A 24,644-nucleotide genomic window follows, 5' to 3' on the forward strand; every position below is an offset into this window, starting at 1 on the left:
TTATCGGCGAATCTTGATGCGAATCAACGTGTTTCGTCACCAGTCGGGCGGCCTCGGCCAGACCGCGATTCAATCTCAAAGCCGGATGCTCGCGAGCACCCCGTGGTGGTCGGAGCCCGGCAGATCGATCCGCCGGAACGATGTCGGTGTCGGGCCGTTGCGGGTGAGTACCCGATCGAGCGCGAGCAGGGGCGGGTAGGGTCGGCCGGCGGGGTAGGTCGCGACGACGCCGGATCCGAGATGCTCGGCGGCGTCGGTCAGCTGGGGTGAATCCGGCGGTCCGGAGAGCAGCTGCCGGAAGGAGCGGTGATCGTAGGTCGAGTTGGCATCGGCGCCGATGATCAGCGGATCTGTGTCGGCGGACAGGATCGAGCGTAGCTCGCGGAGCTCGGCATTCCAGCGCCACGATGGTTCCGGATAGGGCGGCAACGGATGCAGTGCATAGACCGAGATGGGCGAGCGGTTTGGTAGCGTAAGTCGCGCATGAAGATTCGACAGTTCGAATCCGCGCAGGAGTTGCCCGTCAGTCAGCGGGGACCGAGCATAGATGCCGGCTCCACCTCCACCCTCGCGGGGACGGAGAAACGCGAACGGCAAGGCGTGGCGCAACCCGGCGCGATCGAGGGCCCCCACCGACTCGGGCGTCAGCTCGACCACCGTCATGACGTCGACTCGCGAGCTGCGTACCCGCGACACCATCTCATCCGGATCGGCCTGCCCGCGAAAGATGTTTGCCTGCATAACGGTCAAGTCCGAGTCCGAGACCAGTTCGTCCACTCCCCAATACAGCGGGGCCTGCGCCGTGACGCCCACGGCAACGACGAGCACAGCTGCCACCGCGGAGATCCAGGCGCGCGCGACGAGCAACAGCACCAGGCCGAGGACACCGACGCCGATTAACACCGGCGTGAACGCCGCCACCCGGGACGCGGTATTGCTGACCAGGCCAGAGTAGTGAGCAGCAATCCCGACGACAGCGGCGAGGACCGCACCCCAGCCGAGTGCTCGTAGGAGTCCACGCATGCGGTCGATCATGCCACGATCGCCGTCAGGCTCAGAACGCTGATAGAGGCGCAGGATGACGATTCTGACGCCCACTCGGAGAAACTAACCACGGTAGTAGTAATCTGTCCGTGGCCCGTTCGATATCGAACTGTTTCATCCGGAACGACGCTTGAACTGAGGGACCTTCATTGGCACGGCATCGCAAATCTGACCCCAGCCCACCTCCTGCTGGTATACCTGCGTCCCGCCGCCCTGCGTCGGCGGCTTTCGACCGCGGGCCTTCGGTGCCACGGCATTCGGGTATCGCGCGGGCGTCGGGGCGACATCGGATACCCCACCCCCCTGAGACTGCGGTCGGGTTCACCCGAGCAGTCCCCTCACCTGCCCCGGCCCTCACGCGCTCGCCGCAGATTTCATCGGTGAGTGCGCCCAGGACGTCTCCTCCCAACCCGCCTCGCGGCGCCCGCCCACACCCGTCCCCCTCGCATCATGCACGGCCGCACGCGGCCCGTTTCGACCATGACGCGTATGGGCCGTGGCGCACACCACGCTCGGTCGACGTCGGCAGGAACCAAAGGGTTGCAGCGCCTACCGCGCCATGGGAGCGGGCGATGTCCGTTCTCGATCACCATGACAATGAGCCAGTTCACTCTGATTTTCTCGATGTGCTCGACGAGGAGAAGACGTCGGGAACACCACTCAGGTCCGTAGCCGCAGCCGGGGTCAGTGGATCGCTCGCGGCTGCGGTGGTCCTTTGCGTCGCCGGCGGGACCGCGGCCACTGCGCTCGCCGATCGTCACAGCCCAACAGTCACCCCAGTTTTCCAGGCTGGCGTGTCCGCCGACGACCGATCCGCGGCAACGCCATCACCTGTAGCCCTCGGATCGGTGGACGATCGACAAGACACCACGCCGGCGCGGACATCGTCACTCGATGAGCTGACCGCGGCCGTGCGAGAGTTGGTGCAGCCAGATCGTCTGCGGCCTTCCGATCCCCCTGCGCCACAACGGCCGCGGTCGGCGGCACCTACCTACGGCACCGTGACCTCGAGCTACGGGGCACGCTGGAGTACCACGCACTATGGCCTTGACATCGCCAACGCGATTGGCACGCCGGTGGTGTCCGCAAGCGATGGGCAGGTCATCGAATCCGGTCCGGCCGATGGTTTCGGTTTATGGGTACGCGTGCTGCAAGACGACGGCACGATCGGCGTGTACGGGCACATCAACGAGGCGTTGGTGAGCGTCGGACAACGAGTCCGGGCCGGCGAGCAGATCGCAACGGTAGGAAACCGCGGCTACTCCACTGGACCACACCTGCACTATGAGGTCTGGCAGCAAGACGGACCCAAACTTGATCCGGCACAGTGGCTGAGAACCCGGGGCGTCTACGTCGTCGGCTGAACCGGCGTGAACGGTGCAAAGCTGCTGGAGATTTCGTGGCAGGTGTGCGGGCGTAAGCCAAGCCGACGTTGCCAGTCTCGTGGTCTTACTGAGCTTTACCGACGGCAAGCTTCTGGCAAATGCGCCCGATCGATCGGATCGCAACGGTGTGCAAATCTATCGTGGTCACAGGCCGCGGCGGACAGTGGCAGCCGCTCTTTGCTGGTTGGTGGTCGTACCCCATGATGAGGTGCGTACGTGCCTGGGTTGTGGTTTAACTATCTGGCAGGTTCACCGAGCGGCTCTTCGCGAGTCCCCTCTTGCTCGCATGGTGGGCGTCCATCGCTTCGGCCTGGTGATTGATGCGAGTTCGTAGGGGTTTGAGGACGAGCATCGAGACTGGACTACTGAGCACTACTGCGAGCACGACGGCTCCGAAAATCGGGATTTTCACGTCAAATACGAAGGAAATCAACAGGATCAATCCGCACAGCGCAGCGGCGAGTGCTAGCCGCGCGGCGTTATACAGCAGGGCAATCGCGACGAGTGACTTGCCCGAAGGGGCGGGCGAGGGGGCGGCATGGTCAGAAGTGCTTCTGCTCATGTTCGGTAGGCCTTCCGTGTGCTGCTTGTTGAATGCGATCGGATGTATGTGTGACGTGGCACGCCCTCTCGTCGAGTGCTTCAACTGGGGGACATCGATCCCCGCAGGATGAATCTCTGCTGATGTGAGTCTCATTCGTGACGTGTGCGTCGTAGTCGGCGGTTCGCTGACGCTGGCTCGGTCATCCATCGCCGCGCTTGCTCGTTGAAGTCTTCGCCCCACCCAGCCTGATCGGTGCGGGCCAAACCGGCGATGGTGACAGCAGTGCGTCGTTGGCCATCGATCTCGGTGGGCACCAACCGCACCCAGATTCGTCGGCGCCGGACAAGCAGGGACACAAGTAGCCCAGCCAGCATCACAGTCGCGGTCAGCAGGACCCAGTTCTGTGCCGGCCCGTGCGACACCTGCATGGACACAAACCGTTCGTACCCGTCGAAGCGCACTACGGTGCCGTCGGCGATGGTGTGGGTCTCTCCTGGGCCGAGATTGACTTGGGCCCGCTGCTGGAGCCGGCCCTGCTCGATGAGTGATTGGTTCAAGGAGTATGCGTTCTGCGGACGACCGGTATCCAGTCCGGTGTCGCCCTGGTAGATCCTGATCGCTACATACGGATCATTCGGCACGGGAAACGACGAGGTGAGAAGCGTTCCTTGGAATGCCGCGGTCGGCGCGAACAGACCCTCAATCGCGATCTGTCGGCGGCGCCGTTCATCCGCGTCGGGGTAAAGCCCCGCGGGAGTATCAAAACGGGCCGCGCCTGAGGACAACATCGTCTGCAAGTTGTCGGGAATGAAAAGTACTGTCTGAGTGCGCTGCTCACCGTTCGGGAAGGTCACTGTGAATGTAGGTGCGAAGCCATTGCCTAGGACGTAGACGCGGTCACCGGCTACTCGCAGAGGCTCGTTCACTCGAATACGCGCAGCGTTCCAGGTAGTGGGGTCGGACTGTCGTACGTCGTCGGTGTAACTGACGTCGGCTTCGTACATGTCGGGCTGGCCGCTCGGCAGGAACCTCGCATCGAAGCCCTCGACACGAACACAGAATGGTGAGAGATCGGTGCCGTCGACAAGGCTGCCTGCTCGAAACGAGTCATAGACGGCCGTCGAGGTGTTACAGAGGCCTTGCGTGCCATCGGCGATGAGACTGCGGGTGCCCTCGTACCCGTAAAGTTTGTCGGCCGCGATCGCTATCAACAGGGCGAGCAGTGAGAAGTGGAACAGGAGGTTGCCCCACTCGCGGAGGTAGCCCTTCTCCGCGGAGATCTCCACGGCTTCGGTGGGTTGGGCACCCGTCGCCGGGCGCGTGGTGGTGACTCGGCGCCAGCCACGCAGATTGGTATTTATCAGGGCAGCAACCTCGTCAGGATCTCCGTGCACCGTGTCCTCGACGTGCCGCGGCAGACGAATGAGGTTGCGTGGCGCGGGGACCGGCTGAGCGCGCACTGCGCGCGCATGCTCGAGAATTCGGGGGGTGAGGCAGCCCACAAGCGATACGAACAGCAGGACGTAGATCGCGGTGAACCACGTGCTGGCGAAGACGTCGAACAGCTGCAGTCTGTCCATCCACACCCCGAGCGTGCCGCGGTCGGCAATGTACTGGGTTGTTTTCTGCTCGTTGAGCGGTCGTTGTGGCAGCATGGCGCCCGGGATCGCGGCTGCGGCCAACAGGAACAGCAGCATGAGTGCGGTTTTCATCGACGTGAGCGATCGCCACAGTCTGCGCAGGGAGCCAAGCGCCGGGTGCGCTCGGCGCGGCGTCGGCGCTTCGGTTCCCATCATCGTGGTGGGGGTAACGTCGTCGCACTCCGACAGTCCATGACTGCAGGAGCGACGTCGAAGTCGCCGGCCGAGTGCCGATCGACACCCGCCACCACGAGCGCGGTGGGTCGCCGGGACATACTCCCCCGCACCGCCACTATGGGTCTCACCTGCTCTCCCTCACCTACCCGGATTACTACGCACCGTAGTATTTATAGAACCCGGATGGCAACCACGTTGGGTCTTGCTTGCTCGATCGGAGCGGTGAGGCCTGGTGAGCCGTAAACTACTATCATTGTTAGTAAGACCTGTGGCGGCGCCTACATTCTGTGGTCGTCGGTGTGTGCTCCGGATGAAGGGCTTTGTAACTGATGGGCCGCTTTGGCACTCCGAGGACGATGCGTCGCGACCGCCGATCGACTGGCCATAGTCAGCTGCGGCAACGTCTGGGAACCCTTCGACGCCACCGTTCGGCGCAGGTCAAGGCTCGGCATGTACTGGTATTGGCGGCGCTGACGGCCGTCGTGGTGGTACTGACCTCGTGCAGCTCGGCTGGCGGTAGCTCTACCTACAGTGACCAGATTTCGGCCGTCGACAGTTTTGCGGCCATCGCACAACCCTCCATCGCTGTGGCCACCGAAGGAGGCGATCGGCTCGCTCCCGACGCGGTTGTCGAACCTGGGCTTCCTATCGTTGTGACGGCCAGTCGCGGCGCGTTGACCGACGTCGATATCCCAACATCTAGCGGGCGTGCGTTGGCGGGCTCGCTGAGCGAGGATGGCAGTACCTGGACAAGCACCCAGCCGTTGGGGTACTCGAAGCAGTACTCCGTTCGAGCTGAAGCCGTGGGTGTGGGTGGTCGAACGAGCGTCTCGCAAGGCTTCACCACAGCCTCGCCGGAGTCGCTGACCAGCGCGGCCATTCTGGGCGAGAAGACCGTCGGAATTGCGCACACGATTGGTGTTCGATTCTCGGATCCCATCCCTGACCGCCGGAAGGCGCAGGCTGCAATCACCGTGGCCTCTGATCCACAGATGCAAGGCGCGTTCTATTGGATCAGCGACTCCGAGGTCCGATGGAGGCCCGAGCGCTTCTGGATGCCGGGGACCAAGGTCAGTGTCGCCGTGAACATTTACGGAGTCGACCTCGGCGACGGGCTCTATGGCAACAGAAATCTGTCCTACGACTTCACCATTGGCCGAGCTCAGACAATCGAAGCCGACGACAACACCAAGACCATCGTCGTAAAGAGGGATGGCAAGGTCATCCGAACGATGCCGACGTCGTTCGGCAAAGACAGCACACCGACTCCACGCGGCATCTACATGATCGGTGATCGCGTCGAGCACATCGTCATGGACTCCTCCACCTACGGAGTTCCTGTCGAGTCATCGGCGGGATACCGCACACCCGTCGACTGGGCGGTGCAGATGTCTTACAGCGGCATCTACATGCACGGTGCCCCGTGGTCTCTGTCGGCGCAGGGCAACAGCAATGTCAGCAACGGCTGCCCGAATCTGAGTCCCGCGGACGCGGAATGGCTCGTGAAGAACACGATGCGCGGCGACCCCGTCACGGTGAAGAACACCAACGCCGAAACACTATCGGGAGTCGATGGACTCGGCGACTGGAACATCCCGTGGGCACAGTGGAAGAAGGGCAACGCAGACACCTAGGCATCGGGCTGGCTCGATCCAGACACTCCATCACGGTCCAGTCGACTGAGCTCGTCCGGCCTTGACCCTGGACGCCTACGGGCCGGCCCCGACCGGTCCGTGCCCGCGGGTATGCCATCCGCCACATCAACGGATATTGAGGTATTTGCCCGAAGGTGGTTACATGGCGACATATCAACGAACGTAAGGATGTCGATATGACCCGGGAGCCGGTGGATACATGCGACTTGCTGTGCCTCGATTTGCCTCACGCAGAAGGTATCCGGTCTGCGTTGCCGGATGCGACGGCGGTCGACCGTGCCGCCACCGGGGCCCGTGCGCTCGGCGATCCCACTCGTCTGCGCGTAGCGACAGCGTTGCTGTCGGGGGACGAACTGTGTGTCTGCGACCTCGCGTGGGTGGTCGGCATGGCGCAGAACCTTGTCTCACACCATCTGCGCCTGCTCAAGAGTGCCGGCCTCGTGACCGGGCGTCGCCACGGACGGTTGGTGATGTATGCGTTGACTCCGTCCGGTCATGCTCTCGTGACAGCGGTTCTGGCGGTCGCCGGGGTCTCCACGACAGCCGCGACGAAACCGGCGGCGGCCATAGTGCAGGGGCATACACATGAGTGACGCATGCTGCGGACCCTCAGATTCCGCCGCCCTCGAGGCTGAGGCCGATCAGGGACCGGTCCGGTTGTGGCAAGTACGCGAGTTGCGTTTCGCCGGCGCAGCAGCAGTTTTCCTCGCGTTCGGCTGGATCATCGGAAGCTCGCTATCGGACACCGCAGGCGTCGTCCTGGAACTGCTCGCGGCAGTTGTTGCCGCCTCCACGTTCGTGCCGTCGACACTGCGATCGCTGCGCCACGGGCGCATCGGTGTCGGAACGCTGATGACGATCGCCGCAATCGGCGCCGTGGCGCTAGGCCAAATACCCGAGGCCGCGCTGCTGGGAATCTTGTTCTCGGTCGCTGAAGGACTCGAGCATTACGCGGTCACCAAGACCCGGCGAGGCCTGCGGGCGCTGCTCGCGCTGGTTCCACCGACCGCATCGGTGATTCGTGGGGGTCTCGAGGTCACCGTGTCACCGGATGAGTTGATCTTCGGCGATGTGATGGTGGTGCGTCCCGGTGAGCGCGCGGCGACCGACGGGACTATCACCGCTGGCACTACCAGCGTAGATCTGTCGGCGATCACCGGCGAATCTGTGCCCGTGGAGGCGGGTCCGGGTGACTTGCTCTACGCCGGCGCGATCAACGGTGGCGGTGCGATCGAAGTCCGCGTAACCGCCCGCGCCGCCGACAGTTCCCTAGCCCGCATCGTGCACATCGTCGAGCAAGCGCAGGAACGCAAGGGCGCCGGCCAACGTCTCGCCGACCGCATCGCCCGCCCCCTGGTCCCGGCCATCATGGTGCTAGCCGCACTCGTGGCCGGTATCGGTGCGCTACTCGGTGATCCGCTGCTGTGGCTCGAACGCGGCCTGGTGGTGCTCGTTGCCGCGTCCCCGTGTGCGTTGGCGATCGCGGTGCCGCTGACGGTGGTCGCCGCGATCGGCGCCGCCAGCCGCCATGGCGCACTCGTCAAAGGCGGTGCTGCACTCGAAGAGCTGGGACAGGTCCGCGTCGTCGCGCTGGACAAGACCGGCACCTTGACCCGCGGCACTCCGGAGGTCATCGACGTGGTGAGCACACCCGAGGTCACCCGCGAGGACGCGTTGTCTTATGCCGCCGCGCTCGAGGCTCGCAGCGAGCACCCGTTGGCGAGCGCGATTCTCGCGGCCGCACCTGCTCTGGGCTCACCTGCCGATGACGTCACCGCGATCGCCGGTCACGGCCTCACCGGCCGGATACGCGGACAGCAACTGCGCCTGGGCAAACCCGGGTGGCTCGATCCCGGCGCGCTCGCCGGAGACGTCACTCGATTGCAGAGCGACGGCGCCACCGTCGTGCTGATCGAACGGGAAGGCACCGTCGTCGCCGCGATCGCGGTCCGCGATGAGCTTCGCCCCGAGGCCGCTGAAACGATCGGGCAACTGACGGCGCTGGGTGTCGACTCGGTCATGCTGACCGGGGACAACGACCGCACCGCACATGCTTTGGCCACTGCGTCCGGAATCAGCACCGTCCATTCCGAACTCCTTCCCGAAGACAAAGCCGACTTGCTGGCCACGCTAGCGCGCGGGCGGGCGATCGCCATGGTCGGCGACGGCGTCAACGACGCCCCGGCGTTGGCCACCGCCGATGTCGGTATTGCGATGGGAGCGATGGGTACCGACGTCGCTATCGAAACCGCCGATGTGGCGTTGCTGGGCGAAGATCTTCGCCATCTCCCGCAACTACTGTCCCATGCTCGGCGCGCACGCCGAATCATGATGCAGAACATAGGATTTTCCCTAGCGATCATCGGTGTGCTGATTCCGCTGGCCGCCACGGGCGTCCTCGGCCTGGCCACAGTGGTCTTCGTCCACGAACTCGCAGAAGTGCTGGTGATCGCCAACGCGATTCGTGCCGCCCGGACGAAAGCGCTGCCGGGCACCGGTGCCGTGCCCCGGGTATCCCCCGGCACGCTCAACATCTCGGTGTCGGCCTACCACGACACAGGCGACGCCTGTTGCGCTCCAGGACCAGCCACCACCCCCGTTCAACCACGGTCGGTGCCCGCGGTACCCCTGCTGCCGACACCACGAGCACGCGGCGCGGCGACCAGCAAGAGCTGTTCGGCCACAACAGAACCAGGGTGCAGTTGCTGTTCGAGCCCGTCGGATGGCGCCGATGACGTACCGAGTAGCTCGCCAACGTTTCATCGCGAGCGTCACTGAGGGAGCCACGCCGCGTCAGGAGCGTAGGCGTGATCTCCACGTGCGTACAATCAGTGCCGCCAGGACGGCGGCAGCACAGATCCCTTCTCCTGCTGCTCCGATCCGCGTCGCCAGGGTCGTCGTTGTCCTCAACGGCACCCGCGCGATGAGAACATCGGGGGAGAACAATTCTGTGCGTTGTGCAATGGTCCCATCAGGTTCGATGACCGCGCTCACGCCACTGGTTGCTGCGATGACCACCGCCTTATCGTGTTCGACTGCCCGAACTCGCGACATCGCGAGTTGCTGGTAGGTCATCTCGGTGCGCCCGAACGTCGCGTTGTTCGTCGGAACCGCGATCAGCTGCGCACCGGCGCGCACCGATTCGGTCACCAGATCGTCGAACGCGACTTCGTAGCAGGTCGCTACCGCCACGGGCACCCCGGCAAGATCGACAACGCCATCGCCTGTGCCAGGAATGAAGTTGCCAGCCCGGCTGGCGTAGGACGAAAGCTGTGTCATCAGTCCCCGCAGCGGCAAGTACTCCCCGAACGGCACCAGCTGACGTTTGTCATGCTCCTGACCAGGCCCGGTGACGGGATCCCACACCACCAACGTATTGCGGGACGTGCTGTGGCTCCCGGCGATCACCGCGCCCACCAGGATCGGCACCTCGATCGCCCGCGCGGCACGATCAATTTGCGCCGCAGCATCACGGTTACCGAACGGGTCGATATCGGATGAGTTCTCCGGCCACACCACCACATCGGGACGCACGACCCGCCCAGAGCTGACCTCCTCCGCCAGGTCGAGAGTGCGCCGGACATGATTGTCGAGCACTGCACGTCGCTGAGCATTGAAGTCCAAACCCAACCGCGGTACGTTGCCCTGCACCAACGCCACCGTCACCGACTGCTCCTCCGGTTCTGCTGTCTGCGACGGCGCCAGGGTCCATGTCAGCACTCCCACTACGGCGACTGCTACGCCTGGGCCGGCCAACGCCCGAGGGTGCACGTTGATTACCGCCACTGCGATCGCGGCCAGGAGTGCGCCGAGCAGCACCACAACGAAGGACAACCCCGGCGCGCCAGCCAAGGCCGCTAACGGCAGCAAGAACCCGTCCGGCTGACCGAATGCTATTCGGCCCCAGGGAAAACCGCCAAAAGGCACGCGGGAGCGGACGGCTTCGACTGCCACCCAGGCGCATGCTAGCCACACCGGCGCTCCGCGGCATCTGCCGACCAGCGCCGCCACCGCCCCGAAGACACCGAACGCCACCGCCTCGACCGCCGCCAAGGCCAGCCACGGCACCGCACCCACATACGTACCGACCCACGGCAGCAGCGGCACGAAAAAGCCCAGCCCAGCGAGATAGCCGTAGCCTGACGCCGCCCACAGCGACCGCCCACGCAGTGTCACCACCAGGACCGCGATCGCCACCGGGGCAAGGAACCACAGTTGGCGCGGAGGGAAGCTCACATACAGCAGCCCGCCCGAACCGGCCGCAGCCGCGATACGTAGTGCAGATGCACATATCGGTGGCAGACCTGCGCCGGCATGCCGAGCATCCGAGTGACGACTCACCGCCCACCGCTCCCCTCACCGGTTCGGTCGTGCGTGATATGCACGCCAATCGCCCGGACGACACCGCACGCCCTGTAAACTACTAGCCAACGTAGTAGTAATCGTGACGGGAGTGATGATCGTGCCAGCTCAAGCGGTCAAGGTTCGACGCGGAGGGATGTCTCGATGAGTCGCAACGTCAAGATGTCGCTCGCGGCAGTCTTCGTGTTCTGCCTGGCGCTCACAGTGGTGTTCGTGGTCTCCCGGGCCGGAGAGAGCGAACAGTCCGGCGACCAGGCGTATACGACGGTACGGCCTGATTCTCCACGGCTATCGGCTCCGACCGAGTCCAAGGCGACATTTGTCGAGTTCCTGGACTTCGAGTGTGAAGGGTGTGGGGCGGCGTACCCGGCGGTGGAGCAGCTTCGCCAAACCTACGGCGATCAAGTCACTTTCGTGGTCCGCTACTTCCCCCTCCCCGGGCACTTCAACGCCGACCGCGCGGCACGGGCCGTGGCCGCGGCGGCCGAACAAGGCCAATTCGAACCGATGTACCGCAAGATGTTCGACACTCAACGCAGCTGGGGCGAACAAAAGGTGCCGCTGGACGATCTGTTCTTCTCCTACGCCCAGGTGTTGGGCCTGGACATGGAGCGATTCGCCGCCGCCTATGACTCACAGGCCACCCGCGAGCTCATCGACCGCGATGTCGCTGACGGCAAAGCACTAGGCGTGACCGGAACCCCCACGTTCTTCATCAACGACGAACTCATCAAGCCCGAAGGCTATGACGATCTGAGCTCTGCGCTCGAATCCGCGATACGTCAGTGACCATCACACCCCGGCAGACCTCAGAGCCGTCAGGCTTTGCGCCCGACACGCAGATCCCGGTTTTCCCGCGGCTGCTCCCGTGGATTCTTGCGGTCTGCGGAGGCATTGGACTTGTCGCTGCGTTCGCACTGACCGTCGAAAAGTTCGAACTGGCAACCGATCCGAACTACACGCCGACCTGCAGTATCAACCCGATCGTCAATTGCGGATCGGTCATGGACACCCCCCAAGCAGCCGTCTTCGGGTTCCCCAACTCACTGCTCGGAATCGCAGGCTTCACAGCTCTGATCGCTATCGCCGTCCTGCTAGGACCCCGCCCGGCCTTGTGGGTCATGATCGGATTGCAGATCGGCCTGACGGGTGCGGTGGTGTTCGTCCATTGGCTGATATTTCAGAGTCTGTATCGAATCGATGCACTCTGCCCGTACTGCATGGCCGTGTGGGTCGTTGTCGTGGTTGCCTTTTGGTATGTGAGCCTGCGCAATGCCGACCATGTCTGCCCATCCGGGAGAGCACGCCGAGCCCTCGATGTGGTCCTCACGGTGCACACCGTAGTACCGCTGGTGTGGGCGATGGCGGTGATCGCCCTCATCATCGAACGCTTCTGGTGGTACTGGTCCACGCTGGTGTGACCGTGGCCCGATTGACAGGGGTGAAGCATCGTCTCTCCCCTGGCAACGATCGTGCACTTCGTGCGCAGACCGGCGGCGTGGGTGTCGTCGATGCGCCACCCCTCACGGGTGATGGGCTGCCAAGGCTTCCTCCTGGTGACGCTGGGCACTGGTCTCGAGCTGGAAGGTGGAGTGCTCGAAGGAGATGGCGAAGTGGGTCGCCACGCACGTTCGGATGTCATTCAAGATCGTGGGGGCGTGCCCGTCCTGGAAGCAGTCGTCATCGACCACCACGTGAGCGCTAATGATCGGCAGACCAGTGGCCACCGTCGATGCGTGGAGGTCGTGCACGTCCTGCACGCGGTCCATCTCGAGAATGTGGGCCCTGACGTCGTCCAAATCGATCTCCCTGGGCGTGAACTCCATCAGCACTCGCGTCGTCTCTGCCATGAGCTTGAGGGCGCGGGGTGCGATCAGTAGCGCAATGAACAGGCCGGCCAGTGCGTCGGCTTGTTGGAAGCCGGTGGTAGCGATGACGATCGCGGCGACAATTACACCCAGCGATCCCAGTGCGTCGTTGAGGACCTCCAGGAACGCCGCTCGCATGTTGAAGTTGGCCCCGCGTCCTGAGGCAAGCACCAGCATGGCGACGATGTTCGCCACGAGCCCGATGATTCCGAAGATCAGCAGTTCGGTCGAGGGAACCTCTGGCGGAGCGAACAGTCTCCGCACGCCCTCAACAGCGGCGTAGAGCCCGACAGCAAGCAGCAGCGAGGCCTGCCCCAGAGCGGCGATGACCTCGATGCGCCGCAGTCCCCATGTGCGAGTCTTGCTGACCGGACGGTGCATCACGGTTGCTGCGACCAGCGCGACCGCCAACCCGATCGCATCTGTCGCAGCGTGCGCGGTGTCGGTCAGCAGCGCCAGACTTCCCGTGATCACCGACCCGACCAACTGGGCCACGACAATGATCCCCGTCAGAACAAACGCTATCGCCAGACGGACACGCAGCGACGAGTCGCTGGACGCAGGATCGGTTGGTCCGTGGTTGTGTCCGGCTCCCATACTTCGTACTCCCTCTCATCCACACCCAGATAGCCACGCTACCCCTATATATCAATACATGCGCATGTGACTATATGACAGACCGGGCCGGAACGGTACCAGCGGATCACGTCACGACTGACTCGGGATGTGCTGAGATGGCCCGACGTTGGCGGCGTGGAGGCGGTGGTTGTTCGGTCTCGTGAGGGTGCGGTGACCGGAAACAGGGGGACGCTGTGGACGTCGAATCGGGGCCGCCACCACAGGGCTCAGATGGGTAGTTGAGTATCGGTGATGAACGCGTCGCGCACCCACACGATGAATTGGTCCCACAGGCCGGTGATCAAAGCGATGCCCACCGCGATCATCATGGCCCCGCCGGCGATCTGGATCATGCGGGCGTGGGTGCGCAACCAGCCGAGGCTTCGCAACGCCCACGCCGAGGAAAACGCAAGCACAACAAAAGGAATGCCAAGGCCGGCGCAGTACGCCACGATCAGCGCGACGCCCTTGGCTGCGGTGGCGCCTTCGGTGCCGCTGGCCGTAGCAATGACTGCCGCGAGTGTGGGCCCCAGGCACGGGGTCCACCCGAGTGCAAAGACCCCGCCGAGCAGCGGGGCGCCGGCGATGTTGGAGACGCGGCGGGGGGCGAACCGTCGTTCCTGTTGCAGTGCCGGCACCAGCCCGATAAACACCAAGCCCATGACGATGGTGACCACACCGCCGATACGTTGCAGGACTTCACGATTCACCACGAAAGTCGTGGTGACCCCAAGTACTGTGGCGGTCGCTGCCACGAAAACCACGGTGAAACCGATGACGAACAGGCCTGCGGCGAGCGCCACACGCGAGCGACCCCGTTTATTCGACTCCCCCACCGACACCGCCGGCGCCTCGGCGCCGACCACGCCAGCCAGATAAGACAGATACCCCGGGACGAGCGGGACCACACACGGTGAGGCGAACGACACCAGCCCGGCGATCATGCATGCGAGCAGCGCCAGCAGTAGCGGACCGCTGGCGACGACGTCAGCAAACGTCTCGCCGACCGAGGCTTGCAGTTCGACTGACTGCGCCGTCATGGGCGTTGTGTCACAGGCTCAGCGACGACGCGCTGAACTGTTGCCCCGAGTTCGTCGGCGGTGATGGCCTTGAGGAACACCGCGGCCGGACGGTGGTCGCGGTCGAGCACGATGGTCGTCGGCACCACCGACGTTGGAGTGGTCAGCGCAGCCAGAGTGATGCCGGCAAAGTCGTAGATCGAGGGAAAGGCGACTTTCCTGTCGACAATGAAGTCCTTCGCCGCTTGCCGGTTGTCGCGCAGATTGATACCGAGGAACTCGACCCCCGAGGTCTTGTTCTGGGCGTAGACATGCTCGAGGTCGTCGGCTTCTCCCCGGCAGGGTCCGCACCACGAACCCCATACGTTGATGACGACGACTTTGCCTGCGAAGTCGTTGAGTCCGACGGTCTGGTCGGTCACCACATCAGGGCCTGAGACGTCAGCGATCCTCTGACGGCTTGCAGGCGGGTCGTAGGTGATGACCGTCTGCCCGCCGGGTGAGACGAACTGAAAGGTTCCCCCCTGCGCAACGGCGTCGTCGCCAGCGCTACCACAACCCGACGCTACCCACGGCACCACGCACATCAGCGCCAGGATTGCCGCCCGCACCGCGGATATCCTTCTCTCCTGCTGCACCAGCACTCCTTGACCTTGATCTACTACGCAGCGTGGTAGATTAACGTTCGCGTTGTCAACATAGCCGTAGTTTTTGCGATCTGCACCGGCCCGTAGGCCCACGTCCCGCGGCGAGGGTTCTGCCGCGTTCATCTGACGTATCGGTGCGCTCAGCTGTGATTACGCTTGATTCGGTCGAGGTCCCGAGGCTGGGCATCATTGCTTATCTGCAACTACGTTCCCTAGTAATAGAGGCCGCCAGTTGCGACTGACGCTCAACCGGATCGTGTTACTGCTGTGACCTGTGGGGCCTATGGTTCGAACGGAGGGCTGCCAATCGGGGCCTCATGTGCACCTGGCGTGCGGTGCTGAACGTCAGTGCGTCGCGCCCGTCTCCGGAAGGTCTCGCTGGCATGCCTATGTCGTCCCTCATTCGCCGCTGCGGCGTTGCACGGCCCTGTCTGAGGCTGGGGGCCGTGGGAATTGTTGCTGCGGTTCTGCTGAGCCTCTCGCTTGACGCTCGAGCGCGCGCCGACGCAGATGACACCCATGTGGCCCAGCAGTTCGCCCAACTGGTCGCCGAGACGATCTCGGCATCCTTGGGGGGGCCGGCGATGGGGGAACTAGCCGACGAGATCCGGACCGTCAGCACATGTCTGGCCGATCGTGCGCGCCCAGTCGAGCCGTCGGAGCCAACGGATGACCCCATCACTGCGGTGGGTTGCTTTGCCGCCGTTCTCAGTGCGGGACGAGCAGCCGCCGAACTGGTTGTCGACGCGCTACCGATCGGGCGGTTGCTGGCGCTGCTGGCATTTGAGATGCGTCCCCACGATCCTGCGACCCCGCATCCCGCACCGAACGGTCCACCCGTCTATTCGTCGCCGTCGCCGGGGTCCGTAGTCGCTCCGACGAATGGTCGAATCACCTCCACCTTCGGTGACGGTCGAGGTCATCAGGGCATGGACATCGGCAACGACCTCGGCGCGCCGATTTTCGCGGTCACCGACGGCGAAGTGATCAACTCCGGCCCTGCCCAAGGCTTCGGATTGTGGGTACGTATCCGACATGCCGATGGAACAGTCACCACCTACGGCCATAACGACGACAACCTCATCGAGGTAGCGGCTCCGGTCACGGTCGGCCAACCCATTGCCACGGTTGGCAACCGAGGTAACTCAACCGGCCCCCACTTGCATTTCGAGGTGGCCGATGCATCCGGTGCTGCCCTCGACCCGGTGAGCTGGCTCGCCGAACGCGGCGTCCGTCTGCCCGCCGACGGCGAACCTACTATCCCTCCCAACGAACCGCCGAGCAGCGGAAGTGCAGACCTCTGGCGGTAGGGAGCAGCGCCGCGTAACCGCGATGACCCTCCGCGCCTGATATTGGTGAGGGAGCCGACTTTTCGTTGCCGCCATGTCGGTACTCGCCCGAGATTCGGGATTCCGGGCCCAACTATGCTACCTAGTAGTTAATCGACTACAGTCCGTAGTTACGGCCCGGGAAGTCGCACGCAGGATGCGCGTGTTGCTCGATCAGGGCCACCGTTTGTCCGACTCAGATGGAGGCCTGATGACCGCGGTGTCCCCGCGCCCACCCGAGGTGGTCGCTACGCGGCCCTACCCCGAGCGGCGCAAGTCCAGAGGGTCATTCATCTACAAGCTGCTGACCACGACCGATCACAAGTTGATCGGCATGATGTACATCGTCGTGTGCTTCGCGTTCTTCCTCATCGGCGGCCTGATGGCGCTGCTGATGCGCGGCGAGCTCACGACGCCGGGCATGCAGTTCCTCTCGACCGAGCAGTACAACCAGCTGTTCACCATGCACGGCACGATCATGCTGCTGATGTATGCCACCCCCATCGTGATCGGCTTCGCCAACTTCGTACTGCCCCTGCAGATCGGCGCTCCCGACGTCGCCTTCCCGCGGCTCAACGCCCTCGGCTTCTGGCTGTTCGTCTTCGGCTCGACCATCGCGATCGCCGGCTTCATCACCCCCGGTGGTGCCGCCGACTTCGGCTGGACCGCCTACACCCCGCTCAGCGATGCCATTCACTCACCCGGCGTCGGCTCGGACATGTGGTTTCTCGGACTGACAGTGTCCGGCTTGGGCACCATCCTGGGCGCGGTCAATATGGTCACCACGGTCATCTGTCTGCGCGCACCGGGAATGACGATGTTTCGCATGCCGATCTTCACGTGGAACATCCTGGTCACCAGTGTCCTGATCTTGCTGGTGTTCCCGCTGCTCACCGCGGCACTGCTCGGCGCCGAAGTCGACCGTCAATTCGGCGCGAATCTGTTCGATCCGTCCAACGGCGGCGCCATTCTCTGGCAGCACATGTTCTGGTTCTTCGGCCACCCCGAGGTCTACATCATCGCGCTGCCGTTCTTCGGCATCGTCTCCGAGATTTTCCCGGTCTTCAGCCGTAAACCGTTGTTCGGGTACTCAGGACTGGTCTACGCCACCCTCGCCATCGCCGCCCTATCGGTCGCGGTGTGGGCACACCATATGTATGTCACCGGCGCCGTGCTGTTGCCGTTCTTCTCCTTCATGACGTTCCTGATCGCGGTGCCGACGGGCGTAAAGTTTTTCAACTGGATCGGCACAATGTGGCGGGGCCACATGACGTTCGAGACACCGATGTTGTTCTCGGTCGGCTTCATGGTCACCTTCCTCTTCGGCGGACTCACCGGTGTGCTCCTGGCCAGCCCACCCATCGACTTTCAACTCTCCGACAGCTACTTTGTGGTGGCCCACTTCCACTACGTCCTCTTCGGCACCATCGTGTTCGCCACCTACGCCGGCATCTACTTCTGGTTCCCGAAGATGACCGGACGTCTGCTCGACGAACGCCTGGGCAAGATCCATTTCTGGCTGACGTTCATCGGCTTCCACCTCACCTTCTTGGTGCAACACTGGCTCGGAGCAGAAGGCATGCCCCGCCGGTACGCCGACTACCTGCCCTCAGACGGCTTCACCACGCTCAACATCATCTCCACCGCCGGCGCGTTCGTCCTCGGCATCTCGACCTTGCCGTTCCTGTGGAACGTCTTCCGCAGCTACCGCTACGGCGAGGTCGTCACCGTCGACGATCCATGGGGCTTCGGCAACTCCCTGGAATGGGCCACCAGTTGCCCACCGCCGCGCCACAACTTCACCGAACTCCCCCGCATCCGGTCGGAGCGTCCAGCGTTTGAACTGCACTACCCGCACATGGTGGAGCGGATGCGCGCCGAAGCTCACGTCGGCACACGGCACGGTGAACCCAGCGAGACCGCAGAAGAAGTCCGCCGTGCGCCGCTGACCACCGGAGACCATGAAGCATCTACAGATCCCGACCCGGAGAGCCGACCGTGAACAACTCCCCCTTCCCTGCCCTCGACCAGGCCGCCGTCCCGCGATCGCGCCGCCCGCTGACCGTTCCTCGATGGTTCGCCATCCTCGCAGTCGGCTACACCGCGTTGATGACCTTTGCGTTGACCCTGCTCGCGGGTTCTGTCCTCGCTCAGGGCACTCCCCTGCTGCTGTGGCTGATCGCGGCGACCGCGGCAGCCTGCGCGGCCCGCGGAGCAGCCGCGATCGCGGCCCGCACAGCACAACCAGCGCGCGGCCGTGCGCTGCGGCGGTAGCCGGTCGCGTCATCCATCGGCCCAACTCTGCGTGATCAGAGCCTTGCCTGCGGGGCGTGGTGCTGCACAGCGCCACGTGGGCCATGTCGAGACTGCACGCCCCGATGCATAGCTGACGCGATCCCGGTATGACCCTGGTGACGTGGATTATGCATCCTGTTGCGACAGTCTCTCGGCTGGCGGGTCCGATGGCGAAGATGCACTCTGGGCCTCGCGGGGGCGGCGCGCGCGGGGCGTGCGCGCAACACCATGAGACACGCGCCGGTGAAGGTCGTCGTTACCGGTGGCGCAGATGAACGAAACGTCACCGGGTTTGCGACACTAACTGCTGAAGAGTGAACGTGGCGGTGCGGGGACTCACGCGGTGAGCCCATGCGCAACAACTGAGAGCACCGGAAGTGCTGCAACGGTACACAATGCGGCACCCAGAAGTGGCAGTACACTCGCCGCTGCGTACTTCGATTTGGTCGGCTCGATCACGCCATTGTCGAGCATGCGCAGCCGGTAGCGCGTGGAGTGCTGCATGGGGGTCCCGGGGCCTACGCCCTGACCGGTGACATGGGCCAGTGCGCTGCGTACCGCAGCCGTGCTGGTGACCCGGGCTGCCGACATGTCGGCATCCACTTCGATCAGGGCCGCGACCGCCGCTGGCGCCCGCCGAAACAGCGGTACGAAGGGCAGAGCACGTGCCATGACGTCGCAGACCGCCAGGACCCGGTCGTGACGAGACCTTAGATGGGCGAACTCGTGTGCCAGTACTGCTGCCCGCGCCTCGGCCGGCACGCGTGTGCGCAGCGCGCTGGTGGCTACCACGAAACCGCTGCGTCCGCCGACGCAGTAGGCCATGGGGTGGGGATGATCGATCCAGAGTACGTCGGGGGTATCGGGTTCGGTGCTGCCTACCACCGCAACGACGTCGCGATGAAGGCGTTGCACACGTTGCACATCGCGCGTGTGACGAGCGCACGACATCGCGGTGCGAGCGACCACGGCGAACAGCACGACGGCGACGGTGATGCCATACACCTGGCTGAAATCGTCGCGCACCGCATGCAGGACAGCGCCAGCGCACCGAGCCAACGTGTCGACGAAACGCTCCGCAGGCGGCGCATCGGGCCATAAGGCCGACAGCGCCGACAGGAGAAGCAGTCCCACCGCAGTGGCAATGCTGCTGACCCATGCGGTGATCACTACCCGCGGTGACCATCGCTGTGGCAATCGGTCGAGAACGTAAGGACCCAACACACCCAGCACGGCCGCGCCCACCAGGTGGGCCAAAGCAACGCTCACACTCTCAGCGCCTTCTCGGACGATCCGTCCGCGTCCGGGACAAGTGTTCGCTAAGGACCTCGCGCTCCTCGGGGGTAACCATCCGCGCGAAATGCATCAGGACCGCCGTGGAATCGCCGCTGGCATCGAGCACCCGTCGCAGTGTCTGCGACGTCGCCTCCTCCCGCGACTGCAACGGGAAGTACCTGTAGGCGCGGCTGATCTTCTCGCGTCCGGCGAAGCCCTTCTTGTGCAGATTGGTTACCACGGTCAACACCGTCGTGTACGCCAGATCGCGATCGGCCAACGCATCGACAATGTCGTGCACACTCATCGCCGCAGAAGCGCCCCACAGCACGTCCATCACTGCGCGTTCCAACGAACCCAATTGAGTCACCGTCGCCTGCCTGATCGCCTTGTCTTTGCTGCCAGTCTAGAACAAACTACCCTGCTTAGTAGCCGAAGGTGGCTTCGCCAGGTTGGCCGCCACCATCTGACACACTTTTCGCATTTCCTGCGGTGCCATGACTCACCTCACCGCCTACTGAAAGCGCCACTCGTGACCGACCTCGTTGACGACACGTACTCGACCCGCCGCATCCAACTCGATGTAGGTGGCATGACCTGCGGTGCGTGCGCAGCCCGAGTGGAACGCAAACTCAACAAGATTGACGGCGTACGCGCCTCGGTGAACTACGCTACTCGGCGGGCCACCGTGGAACTCGATAGCCACGCAGGCGTGGCCGATGCGATCGACGCTGTTCACACGGCAGGCTATTCGGCTACGGAACTGACCGAGCAGGCTCCTCCTGTCAACGAGGATGCGTCGACGGCGAAGGCGCTGTTCACCCGACTGATCGTCGCGCTGGCCCTGTTCGTGCCGCTGGCCAACCTCTCCGTAGTGCTCGCCGTCATCCCGGACCTGCGTTTTCCCGGGTGGCAAGCGGTGTTGGTGGCGCTTGCCGCACCAGTCGTGACCTATTGTGCGTGGCCGTTCTACCGCACCGCGGTGCGTACGTTGCGGACCGGTGTGGCCACGATGGACACGCTCGTCTCCCTGGGAGTGCTGGCCGCGACCGCCCTGTCGATGTATTCGATGTTCTCGGCCGATGCGATGTCTGCCGCGGGTCAGGGGGTGTGGTCAGCGATCTTCTCCAGTGACTCGATCTACCTCGAAGTTGCCGCCGGCGTGACGGTCTTCGTGCTGGCGGGACGCTACTACGAAGCGCGTGCCCGCACACAAGCTGTCCAGGCATTGAGCGCGCTGGCCGCGCTACGCGCAACCGAGGCCCGCGTCGAGTGTGCAGGGGGTACGAGCATGCTCATACCCCTGGCGGAACTCAAAGTCGGTCAACGACTCATCGTGCTGCCGGGTGAGACCATTCCCTCGGACGGGCATGTGATCGAGGGCACAGCCAGTGTGGACCTCAGTGCGATGACCGGAGAGACGACGCCGGTGCAAGTATCAGCCAACCACCGCTCCACCGCAGTCGGGGGCACTACCTGCCTCGACGGGCGATTACGGGTGGAAGTCACTGCAGTCGGTGACGACACACGCCTTGCGGAGATGATCGCGCTGGTCGATAGCGCACAGATGGCCAAGGCCCGCGCTCAACGGGTCGCTGACCGTATCGCCGCGATCTTCGTACCATGCGTCATCGCCCTGGCTGTGAGCACTGTCGTGGGCTGGTCACTAACCGGAGCGTCCTGGGAGCACGCCGTGAGCGCCGCGGTGGCCGTGCTGGTCATCGCCTGCCCGTGCGCGCTGGGCCTGGCCATGCCGATGGCCCTGGTGATCGCCACCGGGCGCGGCGCCCAACTGGGAATCTTCCTCAAAGGGCATTCCGCATTGGAACTGTCCGGGACGATCGATGTGGTGGTCTTCGACAAGACCGGCACTCTCACCAATGGGCGACCTCAGGTCAGCGGCGTGTACACCGTCGACAACAACAGCACGGAGTTGATCCTTGGCTGGGCCGCGACACTCGAGCAGCACACCAGCCACCCCATCGCTACCGCTATCGCCGCAGCGGCCGGTCCGCAGTCCCTTCCTGCACCGGTCGAGGTGGTCACCGACGTCGGCAGTGGCGTGCGTGGAGTGATCGACGGCCTGAGGGTGCAGGTGGGCTCGCCGACGTGGATTGCCCGTACCGCTGCGGTGCCTGCCGCGCTCGACGCGCAGCGCGCTGACGTCGAACGCTCTGGTGGCACCGCGGTGTACGTCGCGGTCGACGATGCAGTTCGGGGCCTCATCGACATTCGCGATAGCGCCAAACCCTCTGCTCGCCAGGCAGTCGATGAGTTGCACCGCATGGGACTTCGCACGTTGTTGGTCACCGGCGACAACGCCGGCGCAGCGCAGCGCGTAGCAGCGCAGGTCGGCATCGATGACGTGACCGCCGGGGTGCTCCCGGCTGAGAAAGTGGCCATCATCGACGACGCGCGCAGGAGCGGTGCCTGTGTGGCGATGGTCGGTGACGGCATTAACGACGGGCCCGCTCTGGCTTCGGCGGATCTGGGCATTGCTATCGGTGGCGGTACCGATGTCGCTATCGGCGCCGCCGACATCGTGTTGGTGCGCGACGATCTCACCACCGTCGCGTTGGCCCTGCACCTCGCCTCGGCCACCCGACGGACGATGCGCACCAATCTGGCATGGGCGTTCGGTTACAACATCGCCGCACTGCCGCTTGCTGCCGCTGGACTGCTCAACCCCCTGATCGCCGGGGCGGCAATGGCCTTGTCATCGTTTTTCGTCGTCTCCAACAGCCTGCGTCTGCAGAACTTCGCGCGTGTAGACCACTGAGGGTGACAGTTGCTGGGTCGGTGCCAGCTGAGACACCATCGCTGCGACGGTTCGAGAGTCGCTGCCATCAATGGCGACGGACTCGGGCAGATCGGGCCGGCGTTCGGCACGCACCCACTGCACCAACAGCACCAGGCAGACCACCACCATCGGAATCTCGCTGATCACTGCGGCCACCACACCGCCCGCCCACTGCGTGCGCGCGAGGTCGGGACCCCACGGCAGTTGCAACTGGCTGTAGAAGGATTCACCGATCACCGTCGTGGAGGTCATCAGTGCGATACCAAAAATGGCGTGAAAAGGCATGACGGCGAACAGCAGACCTAGGCGCGCCAGAATCGGCAACTGCTTGGGGCCCGGGTCGATCCCCACAGAGACCCAAAAGAACAGGTACCCAAGGGTGATAAACAGCACGCTCATCAAGACGTGCCCCCAGTGGTAGCGGACGAGTACGTCGAACACCGGTGTGAAGTACACCAGAAACGACGAGCCCACAAACAACGCGAACGCGACAACTGGATTGAGCAGTAGGTGCACGCCTCCAGAGCCGAGCAGAGTCAGCAGTCCCCGCCGGCACGCCGCTCCACCAGTGTTACCTGCCGTTGGCAGCACCCTCAACAGCAACGTGATCGGTGCGCCACCCACCAGCAGAATAGGTGCGATCATGGTCAAAGCCGTGTGTTCGGCCATGTGCACGCTGAACAGAGCATTGCCGTAGGCCTTCAATCCGGAGCTGGTGGATACCACCACCACAGCGCAGCCCGTGACCCATGACGCGGTCCGCCGTATCGGCCAGCGATGTCCACCGCCCCGCTCCCGCCTGGCGGCTACGACATATCCCACGGCGCTCACCACCGCTGCCACACCCACCACAAGATCAACACGCCACAACGACACCAGCGACCCGACACCGGGCGGGCCAGGAAGCGAATAACCCAGGTACACGTCCCACGCAGTGAATGGGTGGGCAATCAACCCGGGTGCGACCCGGGTGTCCATCACCGCCCAACACGCCACCGCTGCCAGCGCAGCCCCCGCGGCAAGGGAAGAAGCAGTTGCCGACATCGGCACACCCCGGCGCAGGCGCACAACATCGGCGATCACAAGCACCGCCAGTACACCCACCAACAGCCCCGCAGCGCGACCGAAAGCCGACGACCACACGCCCGGAGTCCGCAGCAGCACCACCACACACACCGCGCCCACCAGAGCTGTCACATCGGCGCCCAAGACGACATAGCTGACACGTCGGTCGGCCGCCCTGTCGATGGTCGCCGACCCCAAACCACGAGCCCTAAACCGGTCGGCCCACCGCAGCCCCACCGACACCGCCAAGCTCGCCGCGAACACAATCACCGCGCCGGTCGTGTAATCGTGGTCAGGCCCCTGCGCGGCATTACCGACCACAGGCAGCGCGAGCACCCCGACCGTCGCGGGAACCACCAGCGCCACCTGGACCGACCACCGCAGCGACACCGAACCGACCAGCACCACGACACCCGCTGCCGCCACAACCAGCCACGCCAGCGCCGGCAAACTCACACTGAACGCGTAACCAACCTTGCCGCTGGACACCATCGCGCCCACGGACACACCAGTGGTGTCCGCGGCCGACGTAACCGCCATCAGCACCGCAACAACCACACCAAACCCTGCAGCGCGGCGGACGCGGCGAAACACCGGATACACCGCAGCGTCAATGAACCCCTGCGAGTCGGGAGACGCGGTGAGCACCACCGAAACTAACCCTCCGAGGACCGCCGCAGCCAACGCAAAGCCAGCAAAATTGCCGACCACATCGGCCACAGCCGTACCCATCCCCGGGTAAGGATCCGCACTCTCGACATAGCGAGTGGCCCCGGACGCCCAGGCGTACACCGCCAACACCAGCATCAGCCCACCGACCAGCAACGGCGCCACCACCCGAAGAGGAACTGCGCGCAGCAGTCGCGACTGGATTGACGAGGTGTCAGCCTCCGGCAACGCCTTTGATTCGCCCACCAACCGT

General features: G+C 64.2%; 20 protein-coding genes. 10 read left to right on the forward strand and 10 right to left on the reverse strand.

Translation table 11 applies throughout. The features are described from left to right. Positions 1 to 75 precede the first annotated feature (75 nt). Positions 76 to 1,098: an endonuclease/exonuclease/phosphatase family protein gene (locus JW364_RS14320; RefSeq protein WP_307814794.1), complete on the reverse strand. Its 1,023-nt coding sequence runs from the start codon at positions 1,096 to 1,098 to the stop codon at positions 76 to 78. A gap of 518 nt (positions 1,099 to 1,616) precedes the next feature. Between JW364_RS14320 and JW364_RS14325 the strand changes: the two genes are divergently transcribed. Further along, a complete protein-coding gene (locus tag JW364_RS14325) occupies positions 1,617 to 2,408 on the forward strand; it encodes a M23 family metallopeptidase (RefSeq protein WP_239582609.1) in 792 nt (263 codons plus the stop codon). A 253-nt stretch (positions 2,409 to 2,661) separates the two neighbouring features. Here JW364_RS14325 and JW364_RS14330 read toward each other — a convergent pair whose 3' ends face one another. Both JW364_RS14330 and JW364_RS14335 read right to left on the reverse strand, forming a co-directional pair. Continuing rightward, positions 2,662 to 2,991: a DUF4229 domain-containing protein gene (locus JW364_RS14330; RefSeq protein ID WP_055476455.1), complete on the reverse strand. Its 330-nt coding sequence runs from the start codon at positions 2,989 to 2,991 to the stop codon at positions 2,662 to 2,664. A 131-nt stretch (positions 2,992 to 3,122) separates the two neighbouring features. Next, entirely contained in the window at positions 3,123 to 4,769 is a 1,647-nt protein-coding gene (locus tag JW364_RS14335) for a cytochrome c biogenesis protein ResB (protein WP_374100834.1), read from the reverse strand. A 377-nt stretch (positions 4,770 to 5,146) separates the two neighbouring features. Here JW364_RS14335 and JW364_RS14340 point away from each other — a divergent pair, with 377 nt between their 5' ends. The 3 genes from JW364_RS14340 to JW364_RS14350 all read left to right on the forward strand — a co-directional run bounded on the left by JW364_RS14340 (position 5,147) and on the right by JW364_RS14350 (position 9,223). After that, entirely contained in the window at positions 5,147 to 6,424 is a 1,278-nt protein-coding gene (locus JW364_RS14340; RefSeq protein ID WP_139104530.1) for an Ig-like domain-containing protein, read from the forward strand. 197 nt (positions 6,425 to 6,621) lie between these two features. Then, complete coding sequence (locus tag JW364_RS14345; protein ID WP_055476457.1) at positions 6,622 to 7,038, forward strand: helix-turn-helix transcriptional regulator; 417 nt, start codon at positions 6,622 to 6,624, stop codon at positions 7,036 to 7,038. Next, positions 7,031 to 9,223 (forward strand): cation-translocating P-type ATPase, encoded by a 2,193-nt coding sequence (locus JW364_RS14350; protein ID WP_055476458.1) that lies wholly within the window; start codon positions 7,031 to 7,033, stop codon positions 9,221 to 9,223. The genes JW364_RS14345 and JW364_RS14350 overlap by 8 nt, the downstream gene beginning before the upstream one ends. A 15-nt stretch (positions 9,224 to 9,238) precedes the next feature. On the opposite strand, the gene lnt is transcribed toward JW364_RS14350, so the two are convergent. Continuing rightward, the gene (gene lnt / locus JW364_RS14355; protein WP_226514238.1) at positions 9,239 to 10,747 is read right to left on the reverse strand and encodes an apolipoprotein N-acyltransferase; all 1,509 of its coding nucleotides are present in this window, start codon (positions 10,745 to 10,747) and stop codon (positions 9,239 to 9,241) included. A gap of 204 nt (positions 10,748 to 10,951) precedes the next feature. Here lnt and JW364_RS14360 point away from each other — a divergent pair, with 204 nt between their 5' ends. Then, entirely contained in the window at positions 10,952 to 11,596 is a 645-nt protein-coding gene (locus JW364_RS14360; protein WP_055476459.1) for a thioredoxin domain-containing protein, read from the forward strand. A 53-nt stretch (positions 11,597 to 11,649) separates the two neighbouring features. Continuing rightward, the gene (locus JW364_RS14365) at positions 11,650 to 12,228 is read left to right on the forward strand and encodes a vitamin K epoxide reductase family protein (RefSeq protein ID WP_101821345.1); all 579 of its coding nucleotides are present in this window, start codon (positions 11,650 to 11,652) and stop codon (positions 12,226 to 12,228) included. A 102-nt stretch (positions 12,229 to 12,330) separates the two neighbouring features. Here the strand turns inward: JW364_RS14365 and JW364_RS14370 are convergent, their stop codons facing one another. From JW364_RS14370 to JW364_RS14380, 3 genes are all read right to left on the reverse strand, one after another. After that, positions 12,331 to 13,272, reverse strand: a complete 942-nt coding sequence (locus JW364_RS14370) for a cation diffusion facilitator family transporter (protein WP_065629398.1) — start codon at positions 13,270 to 13,272, stop codon at positions 12,331 to 12,333. Between the two features lie 248 nt (positions 13,273 to 13,520). Next, positions 13,521 to 14,333: a cytochrome c biogenesis CcdA family protein gene (locus JW364_RS14375; protein WP_055476895.1), complete on the reverse strand. Its 813-nt coding sequence runs from the start codon at positions 14,331 to 14,333 to the stop codon at positions 13,521 to 13,523. Continuing rightward, positions 14,330 to 14,899 (reverse strand): TlpA disulfide reductase family protein, encoded by a 570-nt coding sequence (locus JW364_RS14380; protein ID WP_101821343.1) that lies wholly within the window; start codon positions 14,897 to 14,899, stop codon positions 14,330 to 14,332. Before JW364_RS14380 ends, JW364_RS14375 begins: the two co-directional genes overlap by 4 nt. A 443-nt stretch (positions 14,900 to 15,342) precedes the next feature. Between JW364_RS14380 and JW364_RS14385 the strand changes: the two genes are divergently transcribed. The 3 genes from JW364_RS14385 to JW364_RS14395 all read left to right on the forward strand — a co-directional run bounded on the left by JW364_RS14385 (position 15,343) and on the right by JW364_RS14395 (position 18,561). Further along, positions 15,343 to 16,269 carry a M23 family metallopeptidase gene (locus JW364_RS14385; RefSeq protein WP_055476918.1) on the forward strand — a complete coding sequence of 309 codons (927 nt, stop codon included), beginning with the start codon at positions 15,343 to 15,345 and terminating at the stop codon, positions 16,267 to 16,269. Positions 16,270 to 16,498: 229 nt separating this feature from the next. Beyond that, on the forward strand, positions 16,499 to 18,289 hold the full coding sequence (ctaD, locus tag JW364_RS14390) for a cytochrome c oxidase subunit I (protein ID WP_055476897.1): 1,791 nt from the start codon (positions 16,499 to 16,501) through the stop codon (positions 18,287 to 18,289). Then, positions 18,286 to 18,561, forward strand: a complete 276-nt coding sequence (locus tag JW364_RS14395; protein ID WP_055476898.1) for a hypothetical protein — start codon at positions 18,286 to 18,288, stop codon at positions 18,559 to 18,561. Before ctaD ends, JW364_RS14395 begins: the two co-directional genes overlap by 4 nt. 357 nt (positions 18,562 to 18,918) lie before the next feature. Here the strand turns inward: JW364_RS14395 and JW364_RS14400 are convergent, their stop codons facing one another. Together JW364_RS14400 and JW364_RS14405 are read right to left on the reverse strand one after the other, a co-directional pair. Then, positions 18,919 to 19,851: a M56 family metallopeptidase gene (locus tag JW364_RS14400; RefSeq protein WP_055476899.1), complete on the reverse strand. Its 933-nt coding sequence runs from the start codon at positions 19,849 to 19,851 to the stop codon at positions 18,919 to 18,921. A gap of 4 nt (positions 19,852 to 19,855) precedes the next feature. After that, positions 19,856 to 20,227, reverse strand: a complete 372-nt coding sequence (locus JW364_RS14405; RefSeq protein ID WP_055476900.1) for a BlaI/MecI/CopY family transcriptional regulator — start codon at positions 20,225 to 20,227, stop codon at positions 19,856 to 19,858. A 162-nt stretch (positions 20,228 to 20,389) separates the two neighbouring features. On the opposite strand from JW364_RS14405, the gene JW364_RS14410 reads away from it, so the two are divergent. After that, positions 20,390 to 22,636, forward strand: a complete 2,247-nt coding sequence (locus JW364_RS14410) for a cation-translocating P-type ATPase (RefSeq protein WP_055476901.1) — start codon at positions 20,390 to 20,392, stop codon at positions 22,634 to 22,636. On the opposite strand, the gene JW364_RS14415 is transcribed toward JW364_RS14410, so the two are convergent. After that, positions 22,574 to 24,637: a cytochrome c oxidase assembly protein gene (locus tag JW364_RS14415; protein ID WP_223258964.1), complete on the reverse strand. Its 2,064-nt coding sequence runs from the start codon at positions 24,635 to 24,637 to the stop codon at positions 22,574 to 22,576. The genes JW364_RS14410 and JW364_RS14415 overlap by 63 nt on opposite strands. Positions 24,638 to 24,644 lie beyond the last annotated feature (7 nt).

It is taken from the genome of Gordonia sp. BP-119 (genome assembly GCF_016924115.1).
Classification (GTDB): Bacteria; Actinomycetota; Actinomycetes; order Mycobacteriales; family Mycobacteriaceae; genus Gordonia; species Gordonia hongkongensis.